The organism is Novosphingobium sp. IK01 (assembly GCF_033242265.1).
Lineage (GTDB): Bacteria > Pseudomonadota > Alphaproteobacteria > Sphingomonadales > Sphingomonadaceae > Novosphingobium > Novosphingobium pituita.
Window position 1 is genome coordinate 2,283,990 of record NZ_BTFW01000001.1, and the last position, 22,490, is coordinate 2,306,479.

Here is a 22,490-nt window from a genome sequence, read left to right on the forward strand (position 1 = left end):
AGGCGTCAGCAGCGCAGCCCGATCAGGCGGCGGCGGCGACAGCCTTGGCCAGCTCGCGCTTCACCTTGAGGGCGCGCGGGCTGAGCTTCGCATTGTCCTGCTTGAGCAGCCAGTTGTCGAGGCCACCGTTGTGTTCCACCGAACGCAGACCATGCGTCGACACGCGGAACTTGAAGCTGCGGTCGAGCTTTTCCGACAGCAGCGTGACGTTCTGGAGGTTGGGGAGGAACACGCGCTTGGTCTTGTTGTTGGCGTGGCTCACGTTGTGACCGATCTGGCGGCCCTTACCGGTCAGTTCGCAAATGCGCGACATGGCTAAAAACTCGCTTCGTGTTCTGATGATCTTTCGAGAAGCTCGGGCCTTTAGCCATCCTGACCGCGAAGTCAAGGATTCGTGTTGGGGGATTGCTTGTGAGCGTGCGATTGTGTGCTAGGCGAGAGGGGCAATGACCCGCTGGCCCCTGCCCGAACCGATGAAACTGGCGCTCGAACAGGCGCAGGAGGCCGCGCGACAGGGCGAAGTGCCGATCGGCGCGGTCGTCGTCCACCGCGGCGCGGTGATCGCCGCAGCCCACAACCGCCCCCGCGCCCTGACCGATCCGACCGCCCACGCCGAAATCCTGGCGATTCGCGCCGCCGCCGCCCGGCTGGGGCAGGAGCGACTCGAAGAATGCGACTTGTGGGTCACCCTCGAACCCTGCCCGATGTGCGCGGGCGCGATCACCCACGCCCGCATCGCCCGCGTCTATTATGCCGCGCCAGACCCCAAGGGCGGCGCGGTGGAGCATGGCGCGCGGCTGTTCGACCAGCCAACCTGCCTGCACCGGCCCGAAGTCTATGGCGGGCTGGGCGAGGCAGAGGCGGCGGCGCTGCTGCGCGGATTCTTTCGGGCGCGGCGCTGAGATTTCCCCTCCACCAGCCTGCGGCTGGTCCCCCTCCCCGCAAGCGGGGAGGACCAGATCCTCCCCGCTTGCGGGGAGGGGGACCGCGCGGAACGCGTGGTGGAGGGGCCTTCCGGCGCCACCCCACGAAAAAGGGGCCCGGTCACGAAGACCGGGCCCCTTTTCACGCTGCAAGCAAAGCGCGAGGCTTACTCGGCAGCTTCCTTGGCGGCCTTGGCCTCGTTGTAGCGCTCGATCGCCTCGATGGTGATCTTGCGGGCGTCTTCGGCGCCGCCCCAGGTGCCCACGCGCACCCACTTTTCCTTCTCCAGATCCTTGTAGTGGGTGAAGAAGTGCTCGATCTGCTGGAGCACGATTTCGGGCAGGTCGCCCTTTTCGCTCACGTCGTGGTAGTAGGGGAAGGTCTTGTCGTCGGGCACGCAGACCAGCTTCTCGTCGCCGCCGGATTCGTCCTCGAGGTTGAGCACGGCGATCGGACGGGCGCGCACGACGCAGCCGGGCACGAACGGCGAGCGGGCGATCACCAGCGCGTCGAGCGGGTCGCCATCGGGCGAGAGGGTGTGCGGCACGAAGCCATAGTTGGCCGGATAACGCATCGGCGTGTGCAGGATGCGGTCGACGAACAGCGCGCCCGATTCCTTGTCGAATTCATACTTCACCGGCTCACCGCCAACGGGCACTTCGATCACGACGTTGAGGCTTTCGGGCGGATTTTTCCCGGTCGGGATGAGGTCGATGCGCATCTGTGATGTCTTGCCTTGCTGGTGGGCCTTTCAGGGCCACGTTGTTGCCTTCGGCTTCCGGCTCTAGCGCCGTGGCATTTGCGCCGCAACAATACTTGTGGCGAACATCGGGGACTTTGTACGATCTTTGATCAGGAAGCCCCTAGCGCGTTGATGGTGAAGGCGATCACCCCCAGATTGAAGACAAACGCCGCAAACGAATGCAATGTAACGATTCTTCGGATACGCTGGCTGGTTATAGCGACGTCTGAAGTCTGGAATGTCATCCCCAAAGTAAAAGAAAAGTACGCAAAGTCAAAGTAGTCCGGCGCATCCGTGGCGGGAAATTGAATCCCCCCACGGTCTTTTTGTGTTACAGCGTCGCGGCTGTAATAAAGATGCGCATAATGCAGCCCATAGACCGCGTTCGCGAACAGCCATGTCAGCATCAAGGTGCCGATCAGGCGCACTTTGGCCAGCGAGTCGCCATGGGCCGCGCGGGGCAGTTCGCTCGAAAGTGCCACCATGATCACGACGGTCAGGATCGAGGTGACACACAGCACGGCCACCCGGTTGGCATCGTTTTCCAGCGCATTGCGCCGCATGCGCGGGGCATCGGCCACGCGCATGAGCAGGCCCAGCGAGCCCAGAAACACCAGCGCCCCGCCATCAAAGCCGAGCACCAGGGCATCGGCCCAGGCGCCGCGATGGGTCAACCACCAGCCAAGACTGCCCGCCACGAACAGCGCGAGAAAGACGAGAAAGCGGGGCGGCGCCAGGCGCGAGCCCAGGGATCGCATGCCCCGCTTTCCCGATCCGGTCATCAGTGGCCAGCCTTGCCCTTCCCCGCTTTGCCGCCCGCACTGCGCGGTGCGAGCAGCTTGTCGAGGCCGGTCGGCGCGGTGCCCGGCGCGGCGCGTTCGAGCCAGGGCCAGCGCAGCCCGTCGGCATAGCTGATCGACAGGGTCACATAGCTGTCGCCCCGCTTGGCGAGCAGTTCGATCGGATGGCCCGCGGCGGCATTGCCGGTCTTGGCGGCGGTGATCGCGGCCTTGAGCGTGTCGGCATCATAGGCCTGCCCACCCACGGCCATGACCTGCATGCCCGAGACCAGCCCCGCCTTGAACGCCGGGCTGCCCCAGCGCGTGGCGGTCACCTTGCCCTCCTTGTCGAGCGTCACCCCCAGCGAATTGAACAGGCTCAGGCTCTTGGTATAGGCCATGCGCGCCTTGTCGTAGGGGTTGGGCTCGTCCTTGAAGACCAGCTTGTAGCCCGCGCGCTCGATCCCGCCGAGCGGCACCGGCTGGCCGGGGGTCTGGAGGCGGGTCTTGAGGAAGCCGGCCCAGTCGTAGGGGTAGACCCCGTTCAGGGTCCTGGCCACGTCGTCGAACTCGTAGGTCAGTACGCCCCAGTCGCCATCGCGCACGCCGAAGAAGGCCTTGGCGAAATCGTCGAGGCCCTTCTTGCCGCCGGTGCCATCGCGGATGATCTGGTCGGCTTCGAGCCAGACCAGCGCGCCCTCGGTGTAATATTCCTCCCCGCGCGTGAGCGAGGCGAAAGGCTTGGGACGGCGCGCGGCGAAGATCGGGTCCATCGTGGTGTCCTCGACCGAACGCCAGTCGCGGCCTGCTTCCTGCGTGAAAGTGCCCGCATAGTTGGCCAGTTCGCCCAGCACGGTGTCCTTCGACTGCACGCCCGAGCGGGCGGCCAGCACGAGGCCCCAGAACTGGGTCTGCCCTTCATAGACCCACAGCAGGTTGTCCTGCATCGGCTGGCGATAGTCGGGCGTCCACAGCTTGGCCGAACGGCGATACTTGCCATCCCAGCTGTGGCTGAATTCATGCGCGATCACGTTGCGGTCCCAGTCATAACCGGCCCAGTCGGTCCAGCTTTTGGGTTCCTGCTGGTTTTCGCTCGAACGGTGGTGTTCGAGGCCGATCCCGCCCATGCGGTCGGTCAGGCCGAGCAGGAAGTCGTAGTGATCGAAGTGGCGCGCACCGAAGGCCAGCACGGCCTCGTCGGCCAGATTGCGATAGGCCTGAAGGTTTTCAGGCTTGATCGCCAGATATTCCGGCTTGTCGGCCAGCACGTCCATCGACACGGCATGGCCCAGATCGTGGCGGGCGGCATAGAGCCCGGCAAAGATCGGGGAATCGACGAGGGTTTCGTAGTCGGTCTCGCCCCAGGTCACGGTCTTGCCGGTGGCGGCGTCGCTCTCGGCCTTGCCGTCGAGCGCGGTGAACACCGTCCAGCCCTTGGGGAACGTCACCGTCGGGCGGATCTTGATCTGGCGGACATAGTGCCCGGCGGGATAGAGGCTCATCTTCTCCCACTGGAGGTTGAGCATCTCGCGGGTGACGGCGATGCGGCCCTCGTTCTCGCGCAAGGGCGAGGTGTGGATGAAGCGGGCGACCACTTCGCTGGTCCCGGCGGGAAGCGCGATGTGGAAGGCATTGGGTTCGAGCGGGTCGCGCGTCCACGTCAGCGTCTTGCCGTTGGCGGCAAAGGTGATGTCGGCCAGCGCCGCAATCGGCCCGCGCGGGCCATGTTCGCCCGGAAGCCAGCTGGGCAGCTGGAGGATCAGCTCGTGCGCCTGCGGATCGACCGGCACCGTCTCGGTCACGCGGAAGGCCGCCCTGGCCAGGTCGGTCGCGTCGATCTGGAGGCCGATGGTGCCCGGCGCATAAGGCACGTCCTGCGCATCGGGCACCGAAGGCACGATGGCAACGGCCATCGGGCGACTGTTGGTGGCAGGCTGGACTTGAGCCGATGCAGGAAGAGCCGAGATCAACGCGAGGGTGGACGCGGAAAGGGCGGAGAGCAGCTTGGTGCCGCGAGGAAGGTTCAGCATGGCCCCTTTCATGGCCCGAAGCAGTCTCATCTGCAACGGCCAGATGAGCCGCGCGCACGAGCAGTTGAACAGGCCCAAACACAGGCCCCAACAGGGATCACGCGCGCACCGGCTTTCCACTGGCCGGAAATGGCGCTATCCGCGCGCGTATCATGAGCAAGCAAGCGATCAGCACCCCGCAGGCCATCCGTGGCACCCAGGACATCTTCGGCCCCGACGCCGAGGCTTTCGGCCATGTCGTGGAAACCTTCGAGCGCGTGCGCAAGCTCTACCGCTTCCGCCGGGTCGAAATGCCGGTCTTCGAGAAGACCACGGTGTTCTCGCGCTCGCTGGGCGAGACGACCGACGTCGTGTCCAAGGAAATGTATTCGTTCGAGGATCGCGGCGGCGAATCGCTGACCCTGCGCCCCGAATTCACCGCTGGCCTCGCCCGCGCCTACCTGACGAACGGCTGGCAGCAGCACGCCCCGCTCAAGATCGCCACCCACGGCCCCCTGTTCCGCTACGAACGTCCGCAAAAGGGCCGCTATCGCCAGTTCCACCAGATCGACGCCGAAGTGATCGGCGCCGCCGAACCGCAGGCCGATGTCGAACTGCTGGTCATGGCCGACCAGTTGCTGCGCGAGCTGGGCATTGCCGAGGGCGTCACGCTCAACCTCAACACGCTGGGCGATGCGCCCAGCCGCGAGGCTTGGCGCGCCGCGCTGATCGAGTATTTCCGCGCCCACAAGGACCAGCTTTCCGAAGAATCGCAGGACCGCCTCGAACGCAACCCGCTGCGCATCCTCGATTCCAAGGACCCGCGCGACAAGCCGTTCACCGCCGACGCCCCGATGATCGACCAGTTCCTGTCGGACGAAGCACAGGACTTCTTCGGCAAAGTCACCGCCGGGCTCGATGCGGCGGGCGTGGCCTGGGTGCGCGCGCCTGCCCTCGTGCGCGGGCTGGACTATTATCGCCACACCGCCTTCGAATTCATCACCGACCGTCTGGGCGCGCAGGGCACCGTGCTGGGCGGCGGGCGCTATGACGGGTTGCTCGAAGCACTGGGCGGCCCGGCCACCCCGGCGGTGGGCTGGGCGGCGGGCATCGAGCGCCTGGCCATGCTGGTCGCCGATACCCGCACGATTGCCGAACCGGCCGCAGACGTTGCCATCGTGCCGATGGGCGCGGCTGCCGAAGCGGCGTGCCTTGGCCTTGCCGCCACGCTGCGCCGGGGCGGCCTCGTCGTCGACATGGGCTATCGCGGCAACATGAAGAAGCGGATGAGCCGCGCCAACGACAGCGGCGCGCGCTTCGCCCTGATCGTGGGCGAGGAAGAGCTGGCGGCGGGTGAAGCCATGGTCAAGGACCTGGTGACCGGCACGCAGGAACGCCTCGCGCTCCACGCGATCCCCGCCCATATCGCTTCGGCCTGATGGCCATTTCCGACGCCCGCCTCGGGCAGATCGCGGCGCGCTTTGCCGAACTGGAGGCGCGCCTGGCCTCGGGCACGCTGGAAGGCGAAGGCTTCGTTGCGGCCAGCCGCGACTATGCCGAACTGGAACCCGTCGCGCTGGCCGCGCGCGCGGTCCAGTCGATGCGCGCCGAACTGGCGGGGCTTGCCGCGCTCGACGAACCCGACCCGGAGATGCGCGCGCTGGCCGAAGAGGAAATGCTCAGCCTCAAGGGCGCCCTGCCCGAGGCCGAGCGCCAGTTGGCCATCGCCATGCTCCCGCGCGACAGCGCCGACAGCCACTCGGCCATGCTCGAAATCCGCGCGGGCACCGGGGGCGACGAAGCCGCGCTGTTCGCCGCCGACCTCTTCCGCATGTACGAACGCTATGCCGCCGAACAGGGCTGGCGGGTCGAGGTGATCAGCGCCCATGCCAGCGAACTGGGCGGCTTCAAGGAAGTGGTCGCCAATGTGGCCGGGCAAGGCGTCTTCGCGCGGCTCAAGTTCGAGAGCGGGGTTCACCGTGTCCAGCGCGTGCCCGTGACCGAAAGCGGCGGGCGCATCCACACCAGCGCGGCGACCGTCGCCGTCCTGCCCGAACCCGACGAAGTCGATGTCGCCATCGACGACAAAGACCTCAAGATCGACATCTACCGCGCCAGCGGCGCGGGCGGGCAGCATGTGAACACCACCGATTCGGCGGTGCGCATCACCCACCTGCCCACCGGCCTCGTCGTCACCCAGCAGGACGAGCGCAGCCAGCACAAGAACCGCGCCAAGGCCATGCAGGTCCTGCGCACCCGGCTCTATGACTTGCGCCGCGAGCAGGCGCAGGGCGCCGAGGCCGAGGCCCGGCGCGCGATGGTCGGCTCGGGCGACCGTTCGGAACGCATCCGCACCTACAACTTCCCGCAAGGGCGCGTCACCGATCACCGCATCAACCTGACCCTCCACCGCCTGCCCGAAGTGCTGGCCGGGCCGGGTCTGGGCGAACTGATCGACGCCCTGATCGCCGAGGACGAGGCCAAGCGCCTGGCGGCGATGGATGAGTGATGGGGACGCATGATGGGGATGATTGAGGAACCCCCGGTCCGCGAGGCGCTGCGTCTGGCCGCACAGGAACTGGCCGCCACCAGCGACACCGCCCGGCTCGACGCCGAAGTGCTGATGGCCCATGCGCTGGGATGCAGCCGCACCGATGTCCTGCTGCGCCACATGGCCGATCCCGCGCCCTCCGCTTTCGCGCCCCTCGTCGCTCGCCGCGCCGCGCACGAGCCGGTCGCCTACATCGTCGGCACCCAGGAATTCTACGGGCTGGACCTCGTCGTCAGCCCGGCCGTGCTGATCCCGCGCGGCGACAGCGAAACCCTGATCGAGGCCGCGCGCGAAGCCTTTGCCGCCCGCCCCGCTCCTGTTCAGCCCGCCCCTGCCCGCATCCTCGATCTGGGCACCGGCTCGGGCGCCTTGCTGCTGGCCGCATTGTCCCTCTGGCCTCAGGCGCAAGGGATCGGCCTCGAACGCTCCGACGCCGCGCGCGGTGTCGCGCAAGGCAATGCCGAGCGCCTTGGCTTCGCGCCCCGCGCGCAAATCCTCGCGGGCGACTGGACCGCGCCGGGCTGGGCGCAAGGATTAGGCCGGTTCGACCTGATCCTCGCCAATCCGCCCTATATCGAGGAAGAAACCCCGCTCGATCGCTCGGTCCACGCATTCGAGCCGCATGACGCCCTCTTCGCCGGGGCCGACGGCATGGCCGATTATCGCATTCTGGTGCCTCAACTGGCCGCCCTGCTGGCCCCGGACGGGATCGCCATGGTCGAGATCGGCTGGCAACAAGGCGAGGCCGTGGCCGGCCTTGCGCATTCCTGCGGCCTTGCGCCACGCATCCACCCCGATCTGGCCGGACGTGACAGGGCTGTGGAAATCACGGTTTGCCGCAATATTTCGCTTGGCAAGGGCGCTGACGGACACTAATTGTGCCAGCAGGCAGGGCGACGGATGATGGCTTCCCGTCCCGGCCAACTCCACCATTTGCACCTTCACCGGCCTTTTACCCAAGGCTGCTGTTTAGCAGATGCTGGGAACCATGAGCCCGCGCGTTGCGGGTGCGTGGCGGAGAGTTGCGCGGCGACAGGATCATCAAGGATACCGGCATCCGTGCCAGACGTCGCCCCCAGACAAGGACGTGCTTGAGTTGAACAACAATCGTGGGAACAACCGCCGGCGCGGCCGCGGTAACAACCGTCCGCAAGGCGGCGGTCAGCAGCTCAACCGTATCGATAGTCGTGCGCGCGGGAATGCGCCGCAACTGCTCGAAAAGTATCGCAAGATGGCTCAGGACGCGCACCTCAACGGGGATCGCGTCCAGGCCGAATACTACTTGCAGTTCGCCGACCATTACTTCCGCGTGATCGCCGATACCCGCCTTCGTCAGGAAGAAGCCCGCGCCCGTCACAACGGCGGCAACGGCAATGGCGACCGCTGGGCCGAGGCCGAAGCCGAAGACGACGGCATGGATTTCTCGATCGAAGGCGATTTCCCCGCTTTCGACCGTCCGCATGTCCGCCGCGAAGAGCGCGAAGCCCGCTACAGCGAGCGCAACGACCAGCGGGGCGAGCGCCAGAACAACGAACGGCAGGAGCGGCAGGAACGCCACCCGTCTGATCGCCAGAACGAACAGGGCGGCAATGGCCGTCGCCGCTTCGAGGATCGCCGTCCGCAGCCCCAGGTCGCCGAACAGGCCGAAGCTCCGTCCGACCAGCCCGTCCCGCTCGAAGGCGTCCGCGCCGACGAGGGCGAGCCCGTGACCGACGGCAGCGACAACCCCTTCATCCGCGAAAGCCGCAGCGCCCGCACCCCGCGCGCGCGCACTGAACGCCGCCCGCGCCGCGCCGCCAGCGCCGAACCGGCTGGCCTCGATCCGGCCACCCTGCCTCCCGCCATCGGCATCCGCGCCGAACCGGTCGAGGAAGCAGCCCCCGCGCCGGTCGCACCTGCCGCCGCCCCCGAAGCACCGGCAGCCGAACCGGCCGCCGAGGCAGCCCCGGCCCCCAAGCGCCGTGGCCGCCCCCGCAAGAACCCGCTGCCCGAAAGCGCCCCGGTCGAAAACTGACCTCCGGCGCCAGCACGGCCCAGACAAAAAGGCGCCCCTCGCGGGCGCCTTTTTTCATGAGCGCGTTTTTCATGCGCGCGCGAGGGGCCCGGCAGTTGCCCCCATTGTCCCGGCCCGGCATAGCGCCAGCCATGACATGCCCCCTCCCCTTCACCGGCGCCCTGCCCAAGGGCCGCGAGGCGCTTTTGCTGATCGTGGCCGGGGGCCTTGGCGCGCTGGGCTTTGCGCCGCTGGGCCTGTGGCCGCTCACCCTCGCCGCGCTCGCCGTGCTGATCGCGCGGGTTATGGCCGCGCAAGGGCCGGGCCGCGCGCTGCTGGTCGGCTGGCTCTGGGGCTGGGGCCATTTTGCGGTCGGCACCAACTGGATCGCCACGGCCTTCACCTATCAGGCGCAGATGCCCGCATGGCTGGGCTGGATCGCGGTCCTGATGCTGGCGATCTATCTGGCGCTGTTTCCCGCTCTGGCGGGCCTGATGGGCTGGTGGCTGGCCCGGCGATGGGCGCTCGCGCCGATCCCGGCACTGGCGGCCTGCTGGATTCTGGCCGAATGGGTGCGCGGCTGGCTGTTCACGGGGTTCCCGTGGAATCCGCTGGCCGCCGCGACACTGGGCGGGTTCGACCGTCCGGGCCTCGCCCGCCTGCTGCCCTGGACGGGAACATATGCGCTCTCCGGGCTGGTGGTGGTGCTGGCCGGGCTGTGGCTTCTGGCGGTGGGCGCCGCGCGGCAGGGCCGCCGGGGACGCGGTCTGGCGCTGGCACTGGTGCCGATGGCGCTGTTCCTCGCCCCGCTCGGCGGCGATTCCGGCACAGGGTCGATCCCCTTCACCCTCGTCCAGCCCAATATCGGCCAGGACGAAATCAACGATCCCACCCGCTACGAAGCGCAGTTCACCCGCGAGGCCACGCTGTCCCTGCCGCTCCACCCCGGCGCGCGGCGCTATGTATTCTGGCCCGAAAGCGGCGTGCCCGATCTTCTGCGCGAGGGCTATGAACCGGGCTGGTATGCCGCCAGCACCTATGGCGGCGACCCGTTGCTGGCGCGCGCGCGCATGGGCCGGGTGATCGGGCCGGGCGCGGTGCTGCTGACCGGGGCCACCGACCTGATCTTCCGCAAGCGCGAACTGGTCGGCGCGTGGAACGTGGTGACAGCGCTCGATTCGAACGGGGCCATCGTGGGCAGCTATGCCAAGGCCCACCTCGTGCCCTTTGGCGAATATCTGCCCTTGCGCCCGCTGCTCACCCCGCTCGGCCTCTCGCGGATGGTCGCCGGGGAGACCGACGACTGGCCCGGCCCCGGCCCGCGCACGCTCGATTTCGGTGCATACGGGCTGGGCAAGGTCGGCATCCAGATCTGCTACGAGATCGTCTTCCCGGGCCATGTGGTCGACCGCGCGCATCGCCCCGATTTCCTGTTCACGCCTTCCAATGACGGCTGGTTCGGCGCCTGGGGCCCGCCCCAGCATCTGGCGCAGGCCCGGTTGCGCGCGATCGAGGAAGGCCTGCCGGTCCTGCGTTCGACCACCAACGGCATCTCGGCGGTGATCGACGCGAACGGCGCGGTGCGCGCCTTTGCCCCGCGCAACACGGCCAAGCGTATCGACGGCCTGATCCCCCCTGCAAAGGCCCCTACGCCGTTTTCGCAAGTGGGCAATATATTGGCGCTTGTGTGGGGTGCAGCGCTTCTTTTGACCGCCGTGGTTGCCTCGCGGCGCCTCTCGCGCTAGAGGCGGGACATAAAGATTGCTTTATATCGGACTTTTGCCATGCGCAGCGATTACCTGTTCACTTCCGAAAGCGTCTCCGAAGGCCATCCCGACAAGGTGGCGGACCAGATCAGCGACGCCATCGTCGATCTGTTCCTGGGCAAGGACCCCGAAGCGCGCATTGCCTGCGAGACGCTGACCACCACCAACCTGGTCGTCCTGGCCGGCGAAATTCGCGGCAAGGGCATCATGGACGAAGCCGGCAACTGGGCGCCGGGCGTGCCTGAAGAAGTCGAGGCCGTGGTCCGCGAGACCGTCAAGCGCATCGGCTACGAGCAGGACGGCTTCCACTGGGCCACGTTCCGCTTCGAAAACAACCTCCATCCCCAGTCGGCCCACATCGCGCAGGGCGTCGATGCCGGCGACAACAAGGATGAAGGCGCAGGCGACCAGGGCATCATGTTCGGCTTTGCCTGCGACGAGACGCCCGATCTCATGCCCGCGACGCTGGACTACAGCCACAAGATCCTCCAGCAGCTGGCCACCGACCGCCACAGCGGCGCCGCGCCCTTCCTCGAACCCGACGCCAAGAGCCAGGTGACCCTGCGCTTCAAGGATGGCCGCCCCGTGGCCGCCACCGCGATCGTCGTCTCGACCCAGCACCAGAAGGGTTACGACGAAGGCGCCAAGGAAGCCGAACTGCATGCGTGGGTGAAGCAGGCCGTGGCCAAGGTGATCCCGGCCGAGCTGCTTTCGGACCAGACCGTCTACCACATCAACCCGACCGGCAGCTTCGAAATCGGTGGCCCCGATGGCGACGCGGGCCTGACCGGCCGCAAGATCATCGTCGACACCTACGGCGGCGCTTCGCCCCATGGTGGCGGCGCGTTCTCGGGCAAGGACCCGACCAAGGTCGACCGCTCGGCAGCCTATGTCACGCGCTACCTTGCCAAGAACATCGTCGCGGCGGGCCTGGCCAAGCGCTGCACGATCCAGGTGGCCTATGCCATCGGCGTGTCGCAGCCGCTCTCGCTCTATGTCGACACCCACGGCACCGGCACCGTCGATGACGCCGCGCTCGAACGCGCCGTCGAAGCCGTCGCCAAGGACCGTCTGGGCGGCCTCACCCCGCGCGGCATCCGCGTGGGCCTGAGCCTCAACAAGCCGATCTACAGCGTGACCGCCGCCTATGGCCACTTCGGCCGCACGCCCGATGGCGACCAGTTCCCCTGGGAGCGCACCGACCTGACCGAAGACCTCAAGGCCGCGCTCGACCTTCAGGCCGCCATCGCCTGACCTGCCCCGGCTGACCTGCTGCGCCTGATCCGGGCGCCACAAGGCACATATAACGAGGGGGCCGCGGCACATGCCGTCGGCCCCCTTGTCCTATTTTCAGGCCCACATTTTCAGGCCCGGTCCGTCAGGATTTGTAGAGTGCGTCGATCCGCGCGCCATAGCGTTCGCGGATCTTGTGGCGGCGGATCTTGAGGGAAGGCGTCAGTTCCTCGTTGGCGATGGCGAAGGGTTCGTCGGCCAGCGCGAACTGGCGCACCCGTTCGATCACCGAGAGATTCTGGTTCACCCGGTCCACCGCCACGCGCACGGCGGCGCGGAAGGCCGGGAGCTGGTGCAGCGCGGCCAGATCGTGGGGCGCGTCGTTCTCGACCGACCATTCCATCGCCCATTCCGCATCGGGCACGATCAACCCGACGATATAGGGCCGCCGGTCGCCCGAGACCATCGCCTGCGCGATCTCGGGCTGGAGCGTGAGCATGCCCTCGACCTTCTGGGGCGAGACATTGTCGCCCTTGTCGTTGACGATCATGTCCTTCTTGCGGTCGGTGATCTTGATCCGCCCGTGGTCGTCGATATGCCCGATGTCGCCGGTGTGGAGCCAGCCGTCGCGGATCGCGCGGGCCGTCTCGGCATCGTTGTGCCAGTAGCCGTGCATGACCAGCTCGCCACGCACGAGGATCTCGCCATCATCGGCAATGACCACCTCGGCCCCGGCGAGCGGCGGGCCCACGGTGTCCATGCGGATGCCCGCGGCGGGGCGGTTGCAGGCGATCACCGGCCCGGCCTCGGTCTGGCCATAGCCTTGCAGCATGGTGAGCCCCATCGCCTCGAAGAACAGGCCCACATCCGGGTTGAGCGGCGCCCCGCCCGAGACCAGCGCCTTGATCCGCCCGCCAAAACGCGCCCGCACCTTGGGCCGCAAGGTGCGCTCGATCAGCGCATCGAGCGGGCGGTCGAGCAGCCGGGTATGGCCGCTGTCCTGACGGCGGGCGGCAATCGCCAGCGCGCGATCCATCAGCCAGACCGGAAAACGCCCCTGCTTCTCGATCTGCTTGATGATCCGCATGCGCAAGACCTCGAACAGGCGCGGCACGACGACCATGATCGTGGGCCGCACTTCCTCGATATTGGAGGCCAGCTTTTCCAGGCTCTCGGCATAGGCGATGCGCGCGCCCACGCCGATCGGCAGCCACTGCCCGCCAGTGTGCTCGTAGGCATGGCTGAGCGGCAGGAACGAGAGGAATTGCTCGTCGCCGAGGGCGAAATCCTCGGCCAGGATGGTCGCCGCGTCCGCGACGTTGGACAGGATCGCGCCATGGTGCTGGCGCACCCCGCGCGGCGATCCGCCGGTGCCGCTGGTATAGATGATGCAGGCCAGATCCTCGCGCCCGATCCCGGCCATGCGCTGCTCGACATGGGCGCGCGCCGTTTTGGCGTCGAGACTGGTCGGAAAAGCGGTCGGATCGCCCTGCGTCAGGCTGGCCCAGTCGTGAAAGGCCAGCGTTCCGGCCTGCTGCTGGCGCAAGGGGTCGATGCCGATGATGTGTTCGGCGCAAGGCGCATGGAGCGCAGCAGCCAGCACCGGCTGGGCCAGCTTCGGATTGGACACGATGATCGCCCGCGCCCCCGAATTTTCGAGAATATGCAGGTGATCGCGCTCGGTATTGGTGGTGTAGGTGGGCACGGTGACCAGCCCGGCGGCCATGATCGCGATATCCGCGATGCACCATTCGGGCCGGTTTTCCGAAACCAGCGCCACGCGATCCCCCGGATTGAGCCCCAGCGCGCGCAGGCTCTGCGCCAGCAGGCAGACCTGATCAGCCACTTGCGCCCACGAGAGCGACTGCCAGCGCCCATCGCGACGCGCCGAAAGGAACGGCGCCTCGCCCAGCTCATCGGCGCGGGCCAGAAACAGGCTGACAAGATTGGGCATGGCCGCAAGCGCGGCAACACGGGGGTGAGGCAGGGACACGCATTCTCTCCTGCCCGGCGCGAGGATGCGGGCACGGGACTTGTAAACGGTTTGGTAAGCCTGCCGTTCCCTTACGGCAAGCTTGGGTTTTGGGCCGTGCCGGTCCGAAACAGCGTCCCTGCCATGCGCCCGGCGGGCGCATGGCGACGCCCTTACTGGGCGATGGCGGCGCCTTCGCTGCGCGGGTCTGCCGCGCCCCGCCAATGCACGCCCGCACCCGTGCCGACCCGCTCGATGGCATTGGTCTTGAGCGGCATTGCACAAGCCTGCGCCGTGGTGTGCCCCATCGCCACGAGCGTGGGGATGATCGCCTCCAGTTCGGTGCCCTGCTCGACACAGACCCGCTCGCCCGGCGCGAACAGCACCGGCAGGGCAAGGGCCTGCTGCGCGGTCAGGTGCCAGTCGATCACCCCGATGATCGCCCGCAGGACTTGCGCGGGGATCGTCGCCCCGCCTGCCGCGCCGACCACCAGCCGGATCTGGCCATCCGGGCCATAGACGACCGTGGGCGACATCGAGCTGCGCGGACGCTTGCCCCCTTCGACCCGGTTGGCCGTGACCACCCCGTCACGCTCGGGATCGAGGTTGAAGTCGGTCAGTTCGTTGTTGAGGAAATAGCCCCCGGCCATCAGCCCCGAACCAAACGCGCTTTCCACCGTCGAGGTATAGCTCGCCGCATTGCCCCAGCGGTCGACGGCCACGAAATGCGTGGTGCCGAATTCGGGCTGGGCCTTGGCCGGGGCCAGACGCGCGGTGATCCCGGCGGGAATCCCCGCGCTCACATGCGCCATCGCGCGCGTGTCGGAAATCAGCGCCGACCGCTGCGCCAGATAGGCCGGATCGATCAGCCCGGCCACGGGCACCTTCACGAAATCGGGATCGGCCAGATACTGGTCGCGGTCGGCATAGGCGAGGCGCTCGCTCTCGGCCAGAAGGTGCCAGGCGACCGGGTTGTCCTTGCCCAGCGCGCCCATGTCGAAGCGTTCGAGCTGGCCCAGCGTGGCCAGAACCGTCGTCGCTCCCGAAGACGGCGGCCCCATCGAGCAGATCCGGTAGGTGCGATAGGTTCCGCAGACCGCCGGGCGCGGCACCGCGCGGAACGCGGCCAGATCGGCGGTGGTCATCGGCGCGGGGTTGACCGGCGCGCCGCTCACTTTGGCGGCAATCGCGCGGGCATTGGCGCCGGTATAGAACCAGTCGGCACCATGGCGGGCAAGCGCCTCCAGCGTGGTGGCCAGCGCCCGATTGCGGACGATCGTGCCGACCGGCAAAGGCTGGCCATCGGCGCCGAAGAACAGCGCCCGCCCTGCCGGATCGAGCCCGGCAATGGCCGCGCTGTCGGTCAGCGCACGATGAAGGCGCGGGGTGATCGCGAACCCGTCGCGCGCCAGATGGATGGCCGGGCCGAACAGCGCGCGCCACGCCAGCTTGCCATGCTCGTGATGGGCCAGCGCGGCCAGACGCAGCGAACCGGGCACGCCCACGCTGTGCCCGCCGGGCCGGGCCTGGGAAAAGGCCATCGGCTGGCCGTCCTTGAAGAACCACTGCGGCCCGGCAGCGGCGGGGGCCTTCTCGCGCCCGTCGATGCTGTCCACCTTGCCCGCCGCATCGGCCATGAGCAGGAAGCCGCCGCCCCCGATCCCCGAGCTTTGCGGCTCGACCACGGTGAGGGCGAGCATCGTCGCCAGCGCGGCATCAGTAGCCGATCCCCCCTTGCGCAAGACCTGCGCGCCCGCATCGGCCGCGCGCGGATCGGCGGCCGAAACAAGGCCCTGCTGCCCCACCACGACACTGTCGGTGCGGCCGGGAACCAGCGGCATCGCCGAGGGCGGAACCATGGCCGGGCTGCGGGCCAGAACCGGTGCCCCTGCCACAAGCGGGGACAGCAGCAGGCCCAGTGGGGAGAGGAGAGCCAGAGCGGCGCGGGCGGGCCGGACGGAAGCAGGCCGGAAGGGGGAGCGCATGGTCATGAAACCATGGCTATTCGCTCCCGACGGCCTCTGCAATGCTTGTCATGCCTGCCTCGCGCACGCGCTCGACCAGCCCCTTGATGATCCGCCGGGCCAGACCCGGCCCTTCATAGACCATCGCGCTGTAGATCTGGACGAGGCTGGCCCCGGCCCGGATGCGCTGCCAGGCATCTTCGGCGCTGGTGATGCCGCCCACCCCGATCAGCGGAATGGCGCCGCCGGTCGCCTTGCGGAACGCACGCAGGGTTTCGAGCGCAAGCGGGGCCAGAGGCTTGCCCGAAAGGCCGCCCGCCTCGCCCGCCAGCGGCGAGCGCAGGCTTTCGGGCCGGGTGATCGTGGTGTTCGAGACGATCAGCGCATCGAGCCGCCGGTCGAGCGCGATCTTGCAGATCGCATCGATGTCCGAAGGCTGGAGATCGGGCGCCAGCTTGAGGAAGATCGGGGTCTTGTGGGTGCCGCGCGCGGCGAGCACCGCATCGAGCAGCGCGCCGAGCGCGCCCTCGTCCTGCAAGGCGCGCAGGCCCGGCGTGTTGGGCGAGGAGATGTTGACGGTCAGATACGTGGCCAGCGGGGCCATGATCCGCGTCATCTCGGCATAGTCGGCCACGCGGTCGACCGAATCCTTGTTGGCCCCGATATTGGCCCCCACGATGCCCGGACGCCCCAGACGCTGGGTCAACCGGCGGCTGACCACTTCGGCGCCATCGTTGTTGAACCCCATGCGATTGATCACAGCCTCGTCCTCGACAAGGCGGAACAGGCGCGGACGCGGATTGCCGGCCTGAGGCTTGGGCGTAACCGTTCCGATTTCGACGAAACCGAAATCCAGCCCGAACAAGGCATCGGGCACTTGCCCGTTCTTGTCGTAGCCGGGCGCCAAACCAACCGGGTTGGGAAAAGCGATTCCCGCCACCCGCTGGACCAGCGAAGGCCTGGGCGCGGCCCGGCGCCCCTGGGGGGCACACTCCAGCGCACGCACGCTCAAGGTATGGGCAGTTTCAGCCGGCAAGCTAAAAAGTAAAGGACGAGCAAGGCGATAGAGCATTACCGAGCCATAAATTGCAAAGCGGGGACAGGCGAAGACGAGGCTCCCCTATTGCTGTCCGGACGCGCTACGCCAAGCGGCAAAATTGTTTTCTGCGTGTTTTACCCGCCTCAGCCTATGCGATAATTTCTCCGCTGTGGCACTGTTGCCACCGATTTTGTCGAATCCATACAATCGGCGCCGCGCCTGATCGCCTAGGCACGCCTTGCGACCCGAAGGGCTCGGTGCAGGAATGTATCGGGTTCTCGACTTTACGGCGGCCAGCCCCGATGGGCGGCCGCCGTTTTTTCATCCGGTCCCGAGATATTTTGGGCGCCCGTCCCCGCAGGCCATTCCCGCCAGAGGCCTCACGCGGGTGGCGCGATCACAGGGAAAAGGCCCTTTCAGGCCCGTCCTTCACTCAGGCAAGCGTGTGCGCGCCAATATCGGCCAGCGTGCGCGCGCCGGTCAGCGCCATGGTCACCCGCATGTCGCGCGCGATCAGGTCGAGCAATTGCCCCACCCCCTCGCCGCCGCGCGCCGCCAGCGCATAGATGAACGCCCGCCCCAGCATCACCGCATCAGCGCCGCTGGCGAGCATGCGCACCACGTCGAGCCCGGTGCGCACCCCGGAATCGGCGAGGATGCGAATATCCCCCTTCACCGCATCGGCGATGCGCGGCAGCGCGCTGACCGACGAGAGCGTGCCGTCGAGCTGGCGCCCCCCATGGTTCGAAACGACGATCCCGTCCGCCCCGAAGCGCACCGCATCGCGCGCATCCTCGGGTTCGAGGATGCCCTTGACCACCATCGGCCCGTCCCAGAACGCGCGGATCCATTCGAGATCCTTCCACCCAATCCCCGGATCGAAATTCGCGCCCAGCCAGCCGATATAATCGCCCAGCGCCATGGCCTTGCCCATATAACGCGAGACATTGCCCAGATCGTGGGGGCGTCCACGCAGGCCCACGTTCCAGGCCCAGTGCGGATGGGTCATCGCCTGGACCATCCGCCGCAGCGGGGCATTGGGGCCCGACATACCCGAATGGGCATCGCGATAGCGCGAACCGGGCAGCGGCATGTCGACGGTGAAGACCAGCGTCCTGACCCCCGCGGCCTTGGCCCGTTCGAGCGCATTGCGCATGAAGCCCCGGTCCTTGAGCACATAGAGCTGGAACCAGATCGGACGCGGGCACTGCGACTGGACTTCCTCGATCGGGCAGACCGAGACCGTCGAGAGCGTGAACGGGACACCGTGGGCCGCCGCCGCGCGGGCCGCCTGCACCTCGCCACGCCGCGCATACATGCCCGTCAGGCCGACCGGCGCGAGCGCCACGGGCAAGGCCATGTCCTCGCCGAACAGGCTCGTCGCCGTGCTCAGCCCCGCCACATCGCGCAACACGTTCTGGCGAATGGTCAGATCCTGAAGATCCGCCAGATTGCGGCGCAAGGTCGTCTCGGCGCCCGAGCCTCCGTCGATGTAGTGGAACAGGAACGGCGGCAGCCGGCGCTGTGCGGCGGCGCGAAAGTCGGTGGGGGCGGAAATGATCATGGGGGGCCTGCCTTTTTCTGTCCGTGATGACCTAGCACGGACAAAAAAGCGCCCAACCCCCATTTCCTTCCTGAACGCATTTTGACGCGATCTCGCGCCTCGCTTCAGCCTGTTGCCCCCTGCAAACCCGTTCCGGCCCGGCTGCCATCGCCTCCCTTCGGCAGGAGCGGGGCGCCGGAGACGACCGCGAGGGCCGGGCCGGAACGGACACGGATCACGCGTTGCCACCTGAGAGCAACGCGGCCGCGTATCGGGTCGCCTCGAACAGGCCATCGTGGCGGTCGGCGCGCACGAAGCCATCGAGCAGATCGGCAAAACCGGCGCGATCGGCGCCCAGCGCATGGCGCAGCATCGCCGCAAGGGTCGCCTCGTCCGGGGTCATGACCAGCTGGCACGGGCGATTGACGAGGAAGCGTTCGGGCCATGTCCGCACGACCTTGCGCACCAGACCGTGAACCGCGCGGGCGGTCTCCATGCTGCGATAGCGCTGGGCCAGATCGGGCAGCGGATCGCGCCCGGCCCGTTCAAACAGCGCACACAGGCGCATGGCCATGACCGCATGAAGCGCCGCGAGCGAGAGCGCGCGAATGTCCTGAGGCCGCCCCATGCGGGCGACGATGGCGTCAAATCGGGCCGGTCCACCCGAGAGCGTGCCGGGTCTGGTGTGGGGTGCGGGCATGACGACCTTTCCTTGCGAGCGATTCGCAAGTAATCCTATGGCGCCCGACAAGATGCGTCAATGATAATCATTATCAATAATTCAGGGCGGGAATGACTCCGCTGCGCAGCGATACAGGCGCAGCAAAGCAGGCCGGTCAGGCCCGCCCCATTTGCGGGCGCATACCTTCCGGCCTTTCAATCCCTGCGGGAAACCCGGCCCGGATCAGGCCTGCGGCTGCCCCAGCAGGCGCCGCGTGGCGATTTCGGGAGAAGCATAGGCCTCCTGAAGCTCCGCGCTCCAGTAGCGCAAGGCATCGAGCGGGATGGCCACGCCGCTCACCGCGCAAACGACATGATCCCCAGCCGAAAGCTGGCGGAACGAACCGGGCAGATATTGCAAGCGGGCCAGACGGCCGGTGGGAGACATCAACATCCCCCCTGTCTAGGCGCATCCGGCCCGTTTTGCAATCGGAGGGCCCGCCCGGAACGGCCCAGTCAGAGCAGCTTGGGCTGGCTGTCCACGGCGCGGCGCCCGCGCGGGCGTGCGGGAGAAGCCGACGAAGGAGGTGCCTCTCCGGTGCTGACCTCCAGCGTGCCATCGGCGAATTTCAGCGTCAGCACCGGCTGTTCCGCCGCGCTGGCGCGATCCTTGACGACATGCCCCGCCCCGTCGGTCACCAGCACATAGCCGCGCTGGAGCGGGGCTTCCGGGTCGAGCGAGCGGCGCAGGCGGTCGAGCGCCTCGATCTGCGCGCGGCCATGCCCGATCCGCTGCAACAGCACTTCGGGGCGCAGCCGCCACGCGTCGAGCCGCTCGCGCTCGCGCGCCAGACGCTGGGTCAGCAGCGCGGGGCGCAGCGCGCCGCCATGGCGGGCGAGCAGGCCGGCGGCCAGTTCCGTCCGGTGGACCAGCGCGCGGTTCAGCCGCTCGGACAGATCGTCGAGCCGCTGCGCCTGCGGATTGAGCAAGGCGTGCGGGACAGGCAGGCGCTGGGCCCGCGCGTCGAGCCGCTCGCGCGCCTGCGCCATCAGCCGGGCCATGGCGCGCCCGCGCCGGGCCTGAAGATCGTGGACTTGCGCGGCCAGTTCGGCGCGCACCGGCACGGCCAGTTCAGCCGCCGCCGTGGGCGTTGGGGCGCGCAAGTCGGCGGCGAAATCGGCCAGCGTGGTGTCCGTCTCGTGGCCCACCGCGCTGATCACGGGGATCGTCGAGGCGGCAATCGCGCGCACGACTTCTTCCTCGTTGAAGCTCCACAAGTCCTCGATCGAGCCGCCCCCGCGCGCCACGATGACCACATCGGGGCGCGGTACGGCTCCATCGGAGGGGAGATCGGAAAACCCGCGCAGCGCGGCGGCGACTTGCCCTGCGGCCCCCTGCCCCTGCACCAGCACCGGCCAGACGACGACATGGCTGGGGAAACGGTCGGACAGGCGATGGAGGATGTCGCGGATCACCGCCCCGGTGGGCGAGGTGATCACCCCGATCACGCGCGGCAGGAACGGCAGGCGCCGCTTGCGCGCCGGGGCAAACAGCCCTTCGGCCTCAAGCCGGGCCTTGGTCTTTTCGAGCAGGGCGAGCAGCGCCCCCTCGCCCGCGATCTCCATCCTGTCGATCACGATCTGGTAGTTCGAGCGGCCCGGATAGGTCGTCAGCTTGCCGGTCGCGACAACCTCGATCCCGTCCTCGACGCGAAAGTTCAGCCGCCCGGCATTGCCGCGCCACATCACCCCGTCGAGCCGGGCGTTCTCGTCCTTGAGGCTCAGGTACACATGCCCCGAGGCCGCGCGCTTGACGCCCGAAAGCTCGCCGCGCACGCGCACGAAGCCAAAGCGATCCTCGACCGTGCGCTTGAGCAGGGCAGAAATCTCGGAAATCGACAGGGCCGGGGCGTTGTCGCCAGCCCGTTCGCCCGCTAGGAGCCCGTTCTTGAGAACATCATCATCGTCAAAAGGCGCGGAAGGGAAGGCCATGCATATCCTGTTGTTGGGCTCGGGCGGGCGCGAACATGCCCTGGCCTGGAAATTGGCCCAATCGCCGCTGTGCAGCAAGCTCTATGCGGCGCCCGGCAATCCGGGGATCGCGCAGGAGGCCGAACTGGTCGCCCTCGACGCGACCGACCATGGCGCCGTGATCGCCTTTTGCGACGCGCATCGCATCGGCCTCGTGGTGATCGGGCCCGAGGCGCCGCTCGTCGATGGCCTCGCCGATTCGCTGCGCGGGCAGGGCATCTCCGTGTTCGGCCCCAGCAAGGCCGCCGCCCAGCTCGAAGGCTCGAAGGGCTTCACCAAGGACTTGTGCGCACGCGCCGGGATCCCGACCGCCGGCTATGTCCGCGCGACGAGCGCTGCCGCTGCCCACGAAGCCCTCGCCCGCTTTGGCGCGCCGGTGGTGATCAAGGCCGATGGTCTGGCCGCAGGCAAGGGCGTGGTCGTGGCGATGACCATGGACGAGGCCACCGCTGCGGTCGACGACATGTTCGACGGCCAGTTCGGCGAAGCCGGGGCCGAAGTGGTGATCGAGGAATTCCTCGAAGGCGAGGAAGCCAGCTTCTTCGCGCTGACCGATGGCGCCACCATCGTCCCCCTCGCCTCGGCCCAGGACCACAAGCGCGTGGGCGATGGCGACACCGGCCCCAACACCGGCGGCATGGGCGCCTACAGCCCGGCGCGCGTGCTGACCCCGGCCCTCGAAGCCGAAGCGATGGCCAAGATCATCGCCCCCACGGTCAAGGCCATGGCGGATGCCGGAACGCCCTATTCGGGCGTGCTCTATGCCGGGCTGATGCTGACCCGCAACGGCCCGCAGCTGATCGAATACAACGCGCGCTTCGGCGACCCGGAATGTCAGGTGCTGATGCTGCGCCTCGAAAGCGATCTGGTCGAACTGCTGCTGGCCTGCGCGGAAAACCGCCTGGCCGCGATCCAGCCCCCGCGCTTCAGCCCCGATCCCGCGCTCACCGTGGTCATGGCCGCGCAAGGCTATCCCGGCACGCCCAAAAAGGGCGGCGCGATCCGGGGAATCGAGGCTGCCGAACAGAACGGCGCCAAGGTGTTCCACGCGGGAACCAGCCGCGATGCGCAAGGCGATCTGATCTCGACCGGGGGCCGCGTGCTCAACGTGACTGCGCGCGGCAAGAGCGTGCGCGCCGCGCGCGATGCGGCCTATGCAGCGGTCGATGCCCTCGATTTTGCCGATGGCTTCTGCCGCCGCGACATCGGCTGGCGCGAAATCGCCCGGGAGGGCTGATTTTTTCAGCGCGCCCATGAAAAAAGGCTGCCGGTTCCAGCGCGGAA

19 protein-coding genes are annotated in these 22,490 nt (G+C 67.9%); 8 read left to right on the plus strand and 11 right to left on the minus strand.

The window, feature by feature from the left end; genetic code table 11:
• Positions 1 to 22 precede the first annotated feature (22 nt).
• Complete coding sequence (gene rpmB / locus SBI20_RS10540; protein ID WP_317974991.1) at positions 23 to 313, minus strand: 50S ribosomal protein L28; 291 nt, start codon at positions 311 to 313, stop codon at positions 23 to 25.
• Between the two features lie 133 nt (positions 314 to 446).
• On the opposite strand from rpmB, the gene SBI20_RS10545 reads away from it, so the two are divergent.
• Positions 447 to 902, plus strand: coding sequence for a nucleoside deaminase (locus SBI20_RS10545; protein ID WP_317974992.1), 456 nt, complete (start codon positions 447 to 449; stop codon positions 900 to 902).
• A gap of 188 nt (positions 903 to 1,090) precedes the next feature.
• Here SBI20_RS10545 and ppa read toward each other — a convergent pair whose 3' ends face one another.
• The 3 genes from ppa to SBI20_RS10560 form a co-directional block, all read right to left on the minus strand.
• The gene (gene ppa / locus SBI20_RS10550; RefSeq protein WP_317974993.1) at positions 1,091 to 1,645 is read right to left on the minus strand and encodes an inorganic diphosphatase; all 555 of its coding nucleotides are present in this window, start codon (positions 1,643 to 1,645) and stop codon (positions 1,091 to 1,093) included.
• A gap of 131 nt (positions 1,646 to 1,776) precedes the next feature.
• The gene (locus SBI20_RS10555) at positions 1,777 to 2,448 is read right to left on the minus strand and encodes a DUF1345 domain-containing protein (protein WP_317974994.1); all 672 of its coding nucleotides are present in this window, start codon (positions 2,446 to 2,448) and stop codon (positions 1,777 to 1,779) included.
• A complete protein-coding gene (locus tag SBI20_RS10560; protein ID WP_317974995.1) occupies positions 2,448 to 4,475 on the minus strand; it encodes a M61 family metallopeptidase in 2,028 nt (675 codons plus the stop codon). Before SBI20_RS10560 ends, SBI20_RS10555 begins: the two co-directional genes overlap by 1 nt.
• A 152-nt stretch (positions 4,476 to 4,627) precedes the next feature.
• Here SBI20_RS10560 and hisS point away from each other — a divergent pair, with 152 nt between their 5' ends.
• The 6 genes from hisS (at position 4,628) to metK (ending at position 12,018) form a co-directional block, all read left to right on the plus strand.
• Positions 4,628 to 5,893: a histidine--tRNA ligase gene (gene hisS / locus SBI20_RS10565; RefSeq protein ID WP_317974996.1), complete on the plus strand. Its 1,266-nt coding sequence runs from the start codon at positions 4,628 to 4,630 to the stop codon at positions 5,891 to 5,893.
• Positions 5,893 to 6,963, plus strand: a complete 1,071-nt coding sequence (gene prfA / locus SBI20_RS10570; protein WP_317974997.1) for a peptide chain release factor 1 — start codon at positions 5,893 to 5,895, stop codon at positions 6,961 to 6,963. The genes hisS and prfA overlap by 1 nt, the downstream gene beginning before the upstream one ends.
• Before the next feature lie 9 nt (positions 6,964 to 6,972).
• Positions 6,973 to 7,881: a peptide chain release factor N(5)-glutamine methyltransferase gene (gene prmC / locus SBI20_RS10575; RefSeq protein ID WP_411911517.1), complete on the plus strand. Its 909-nt coding sequence runs from the start codon at positions 6,973 to 6,975 to the stop codon at positions 7,879 to 7,881.
• A 220-nt stretch (positions 7,882 to 8,101) separates the two neighbouring features.
• A complete protein-coding gene (locus SBI20_RS10580; protein ID WP_411911518.1) occupies positions 8,102 to 9,019 on the plus strand; it encodes a DUF4167 domain-containing protein in 918 nt (305 codons plus the stop codon).
• 131 nt (positions 9,020 to 9,150) lie between these two features.
• Positions 9,151 to 10,743 carry an apolipoprotein N-acyltransferase gene (lnt, locus tag SBI20_RS10585; protein ID WP_317974999.1) on the plus strand — a complete coding sequence of 531 codons (1,593 nt, stop codon included), beginning with the start codon at positions 9,151 to 9,153 and terminating at the stop codon, positions 10,741 to 10,743.
• A 39-nt stretch (positions 10,744 to 10,782) separates the two neighbouring features.
• Complete coding sequence (gene metK, locus SBI20_RS10590) at positions 10,783 to 12,018, plus strand: methionine adenosyltransferase (RefSeq protein WP_317975000.1); 1,236 nt, start codon at positions 10,783 to 10,785, stop codon at positions 12,016 to 12,018.
• A gap of 124 nt (positions 12,019 to 12,142) precedes the next feature.
• Here metK and SBI20_RS10595 read toward each other — a convergent pair whose 3' ends face one another.
• From SBI20_RS10595 to xseA, 7 genes are all read right to left on the minus strand, one after another.
• Positions 12,143 to 13,951, minus strand: coding sequence for an AMP-dependent synthetase/ligase (locus SBI20_RS10595; RefSeq protein ID WP_317976108.1), 1,809 nt, complete (start codon positions 13,949 to 13,951; stop codon positions 12,143 to 12,145).
• Positions 13,952 to 14,142: 191 nt separating this feature from the next.
• Positions 14,143 to 15,954, minus strand: coding sequence for a gamma-glutamyltransferase (ggt, locus tag SBI20_RS10600; RefSeq protein ID WP_317976109.1), 1,812 nt, complete (start codon positions 15,952 to 15,954; stop codon positions 14,143 to 14,145).
• A 16-nt stretch (positions 15,955 to 15,970) separates the two neighbouring features.
• Positions 15,971 to 17,005: a quinone-dependent dihydroorotate dehydrogenase gene (locus SBI20_RS10605; protein ID WP_317975001.1), complete on the minus strand. Its 1,035-nt coding sequence runs from the start codon at positions 17,003 to 17,005 to the stop codon at positions 15,971 to 15,973.
• Between the two features lie 400 nt (positions 17,006 to 17,405).
• Positions 17,406 to 18,536 carry an FMN-dependent L-lactate dehydrogenase LldD gene (gene lldD, locus SBI20_RS10610; RefSeq protein ID WP_317975002.1) on the minus strand — a complete coding sequence of 377 codons (1,131 nt, stop codon included), beginning with the start codon at positions 18,534 to 18,536 and terminating at the stop codon, positions 17,406 to 17,408.
• 214 nt (positions 18,537 to 18,750) lie between these two features.
• Positions 18,751 to 19,215, minus strand: coding sequence for a hypothetical protein (locus SBI20_RS10615; RefSeq protein WP_317975003.1), 465 nt, complete (start codon positions 19,213 to 19,215; stop codon positions 18,751 to 18,753).
• Between the two features lie 204 nt (positions 19,216 to 19,419).
• The gene (locus SBI20_RS10620) at positions 19,420 to 19,629 is read right to left on the minus strand and encodes a DUF2093 domain-containing protein (protein WP_317975004.1); all 210 of its coding nucleotides are present in this window, start codon (positions 19,627 to 19,629) and stop codon (positions 19,420 to 19,422) included.
• A 62-nt stretch (positions 19,630 to 19,691) separates the two neighbouring features.
• A complete protein-coding gene (xseA, locus tag SBI20_RS10625; protein WP_317975005.1) occupies positions 19,692 to 21,167 on the minus strand; it encodes an exodeoxyribonuclease VII large subunit in 1,476 nt (491 codons plus the stop codon).
• On the opposite strand from xseA, the gene purD reads away from it, so the two are divergent.
• On the plus strand, positions 21,166 to 22,443 hold the full coding sequence (gene purD, locus SBI20_RS10630) for a phosphoribosylamine--glycine ligase (protein ID WP_317975006.1): 1,278 nt from the start codon (positions 21,166 to 21,168) through the stop codon (positions 22,441 to 22,443). The genes xseA and purD overlap by 2 nt on opposite strands.
• Positions 22,444 to 22,490 lie beyond the last annotated feature (47 nt).

What these genes read in the sequence shown, in the direction of transcription:
- SBI20_RS10555 (WP_317974994.1), bottom strand. Translation starts at nt 2,448, where the DNA reads ATGACCGGATCGGGAAAGCGGGGCATGCGATCCCTGGGCTCGCGCCTG.
- metK (WP_317975000.1), top strand. Translation starts at nt 10,783, where the DNA reads ATGCGCAGCGATTACCTGTTCACTTCCGAAAGCGTCTCCGAAGGCCAT.
- SBI20_RS10605 (WP_317975001.1), bottom strand. Translation starts at nt 17,005, where the DNA reads ATGCTCTATCGCCTTGCTCGTCCTTTACTTTTTAGCTTGCCGGCTGAA.
- SBI20_RS10615 (WP_317975003.1), bottom strand. Translation starts at nt 19,215, where the DNA reads ATGCCCGCACCCCACACCAGACCCGGCACGCTCTCGGGTGGACCGGCC.
- SBI20_RS10560 (WP_317974995.1), bottom strand. Translation starts at nt 4,475, where the DNA reads ATGCTGAACCTTCCTCGCGGCACCAAGCTGCTCTCCGCCCTTTCCGCG.
- ppa (WP_317974993.1), bottom strand. Translation starts at nt 1,645, where the DNA reads ATGCGCATCGACCTCATCCCGACCGGGAAAAATCCGCCCGAAAGCCTC.
- xseA (WP_317975005.1), bottom strand. Translation starts at nt 21,167, where the DNA reads ATGGCCTTCCCTTCCGCGCCTTTTGACGATGATGATGTTCTCAAGAAC.
- SBI20_RS10620 (WP_317975004.1), bottom strand. Translation starts at nt 19,629, where the DNA reads ATGTTGATGTCTCCCACCGGCCGTCTGGCCCGCTTGCAATATCTGCCC.
- lnt (WP_317974999.1), top strand. Translation starts at nt 9,151, where the DNA reads ATGACATGCCCCCTCCCCTTCACCGGCGCCCTGCCCAAGGGCCGCGAG.
- purD (WP_317975006.1), top strand. Translation starts at nt 21,166, where the DNA reads ATGCATATCCTGTTGTTGGGCTCGGGCGGGCGCGAACATGCCCTGGCC.
- SBI20_RS10595 (WP_317976108.1), bottom strand. Translation starts at nt 13,951, where the DNA reads ATGCCCAATCTTGTCAGCCTGTTTCTGGCCCGCGCCGATGAGCTGGGC.
- prfA (WP_317974997.1), top strand. Translation starts at nt 5,893, where the DNA reads ATGGCCATTTCCGACGCCCGCCTCGGGCAGATCGCGGCGCGCTTTGCC.
- ggt (WP_317976109.1), bottom strand. Translation starts at nt 15,954, where the DNA reads ATGCGCTCCCCCTTCCGGCCTGCTTCCGTCCGGCCCGCCCGCGCCGCT.
- lldD (WP_317975002.1), bottom strand. Translation starts at nt 18,536, where the DNA reads ATGATCATTTCCGCCCCCACCGACTTTCGCGCCGCCGCACAGCGCCGG.
- rpmB (WP_317974991.1), bottom strand. Translation starts at nt 313, where the DNA reads ATGTCGCGCATTTGCGAACTGACCGGTAAGGGCCGCCAGATCGGTCAC.
- hisS (WP_317974996.1), top strand. Translation starts at nt 4,628, where the DNA reads ATGAGCAAGCAAGCGATCAGCACCCCGCAGGCCATCCGTGGCACCCAG.
- SBI20_RS10545 (WP_317974992.1), top strand. Translation starts at nt 447, where the DNA reads ATGACCCGCTGGCCCCTGCCCGAACCGATGAAACTGGCGCTCGAACAG.
- prmC (WP_411911517.1), top strand. Translation starts at nt 6,973, where the DNA reads ATGATGGGGATGATTGAGGAACCCCCGGTCCGCGAGGCGCTGCGTCTG.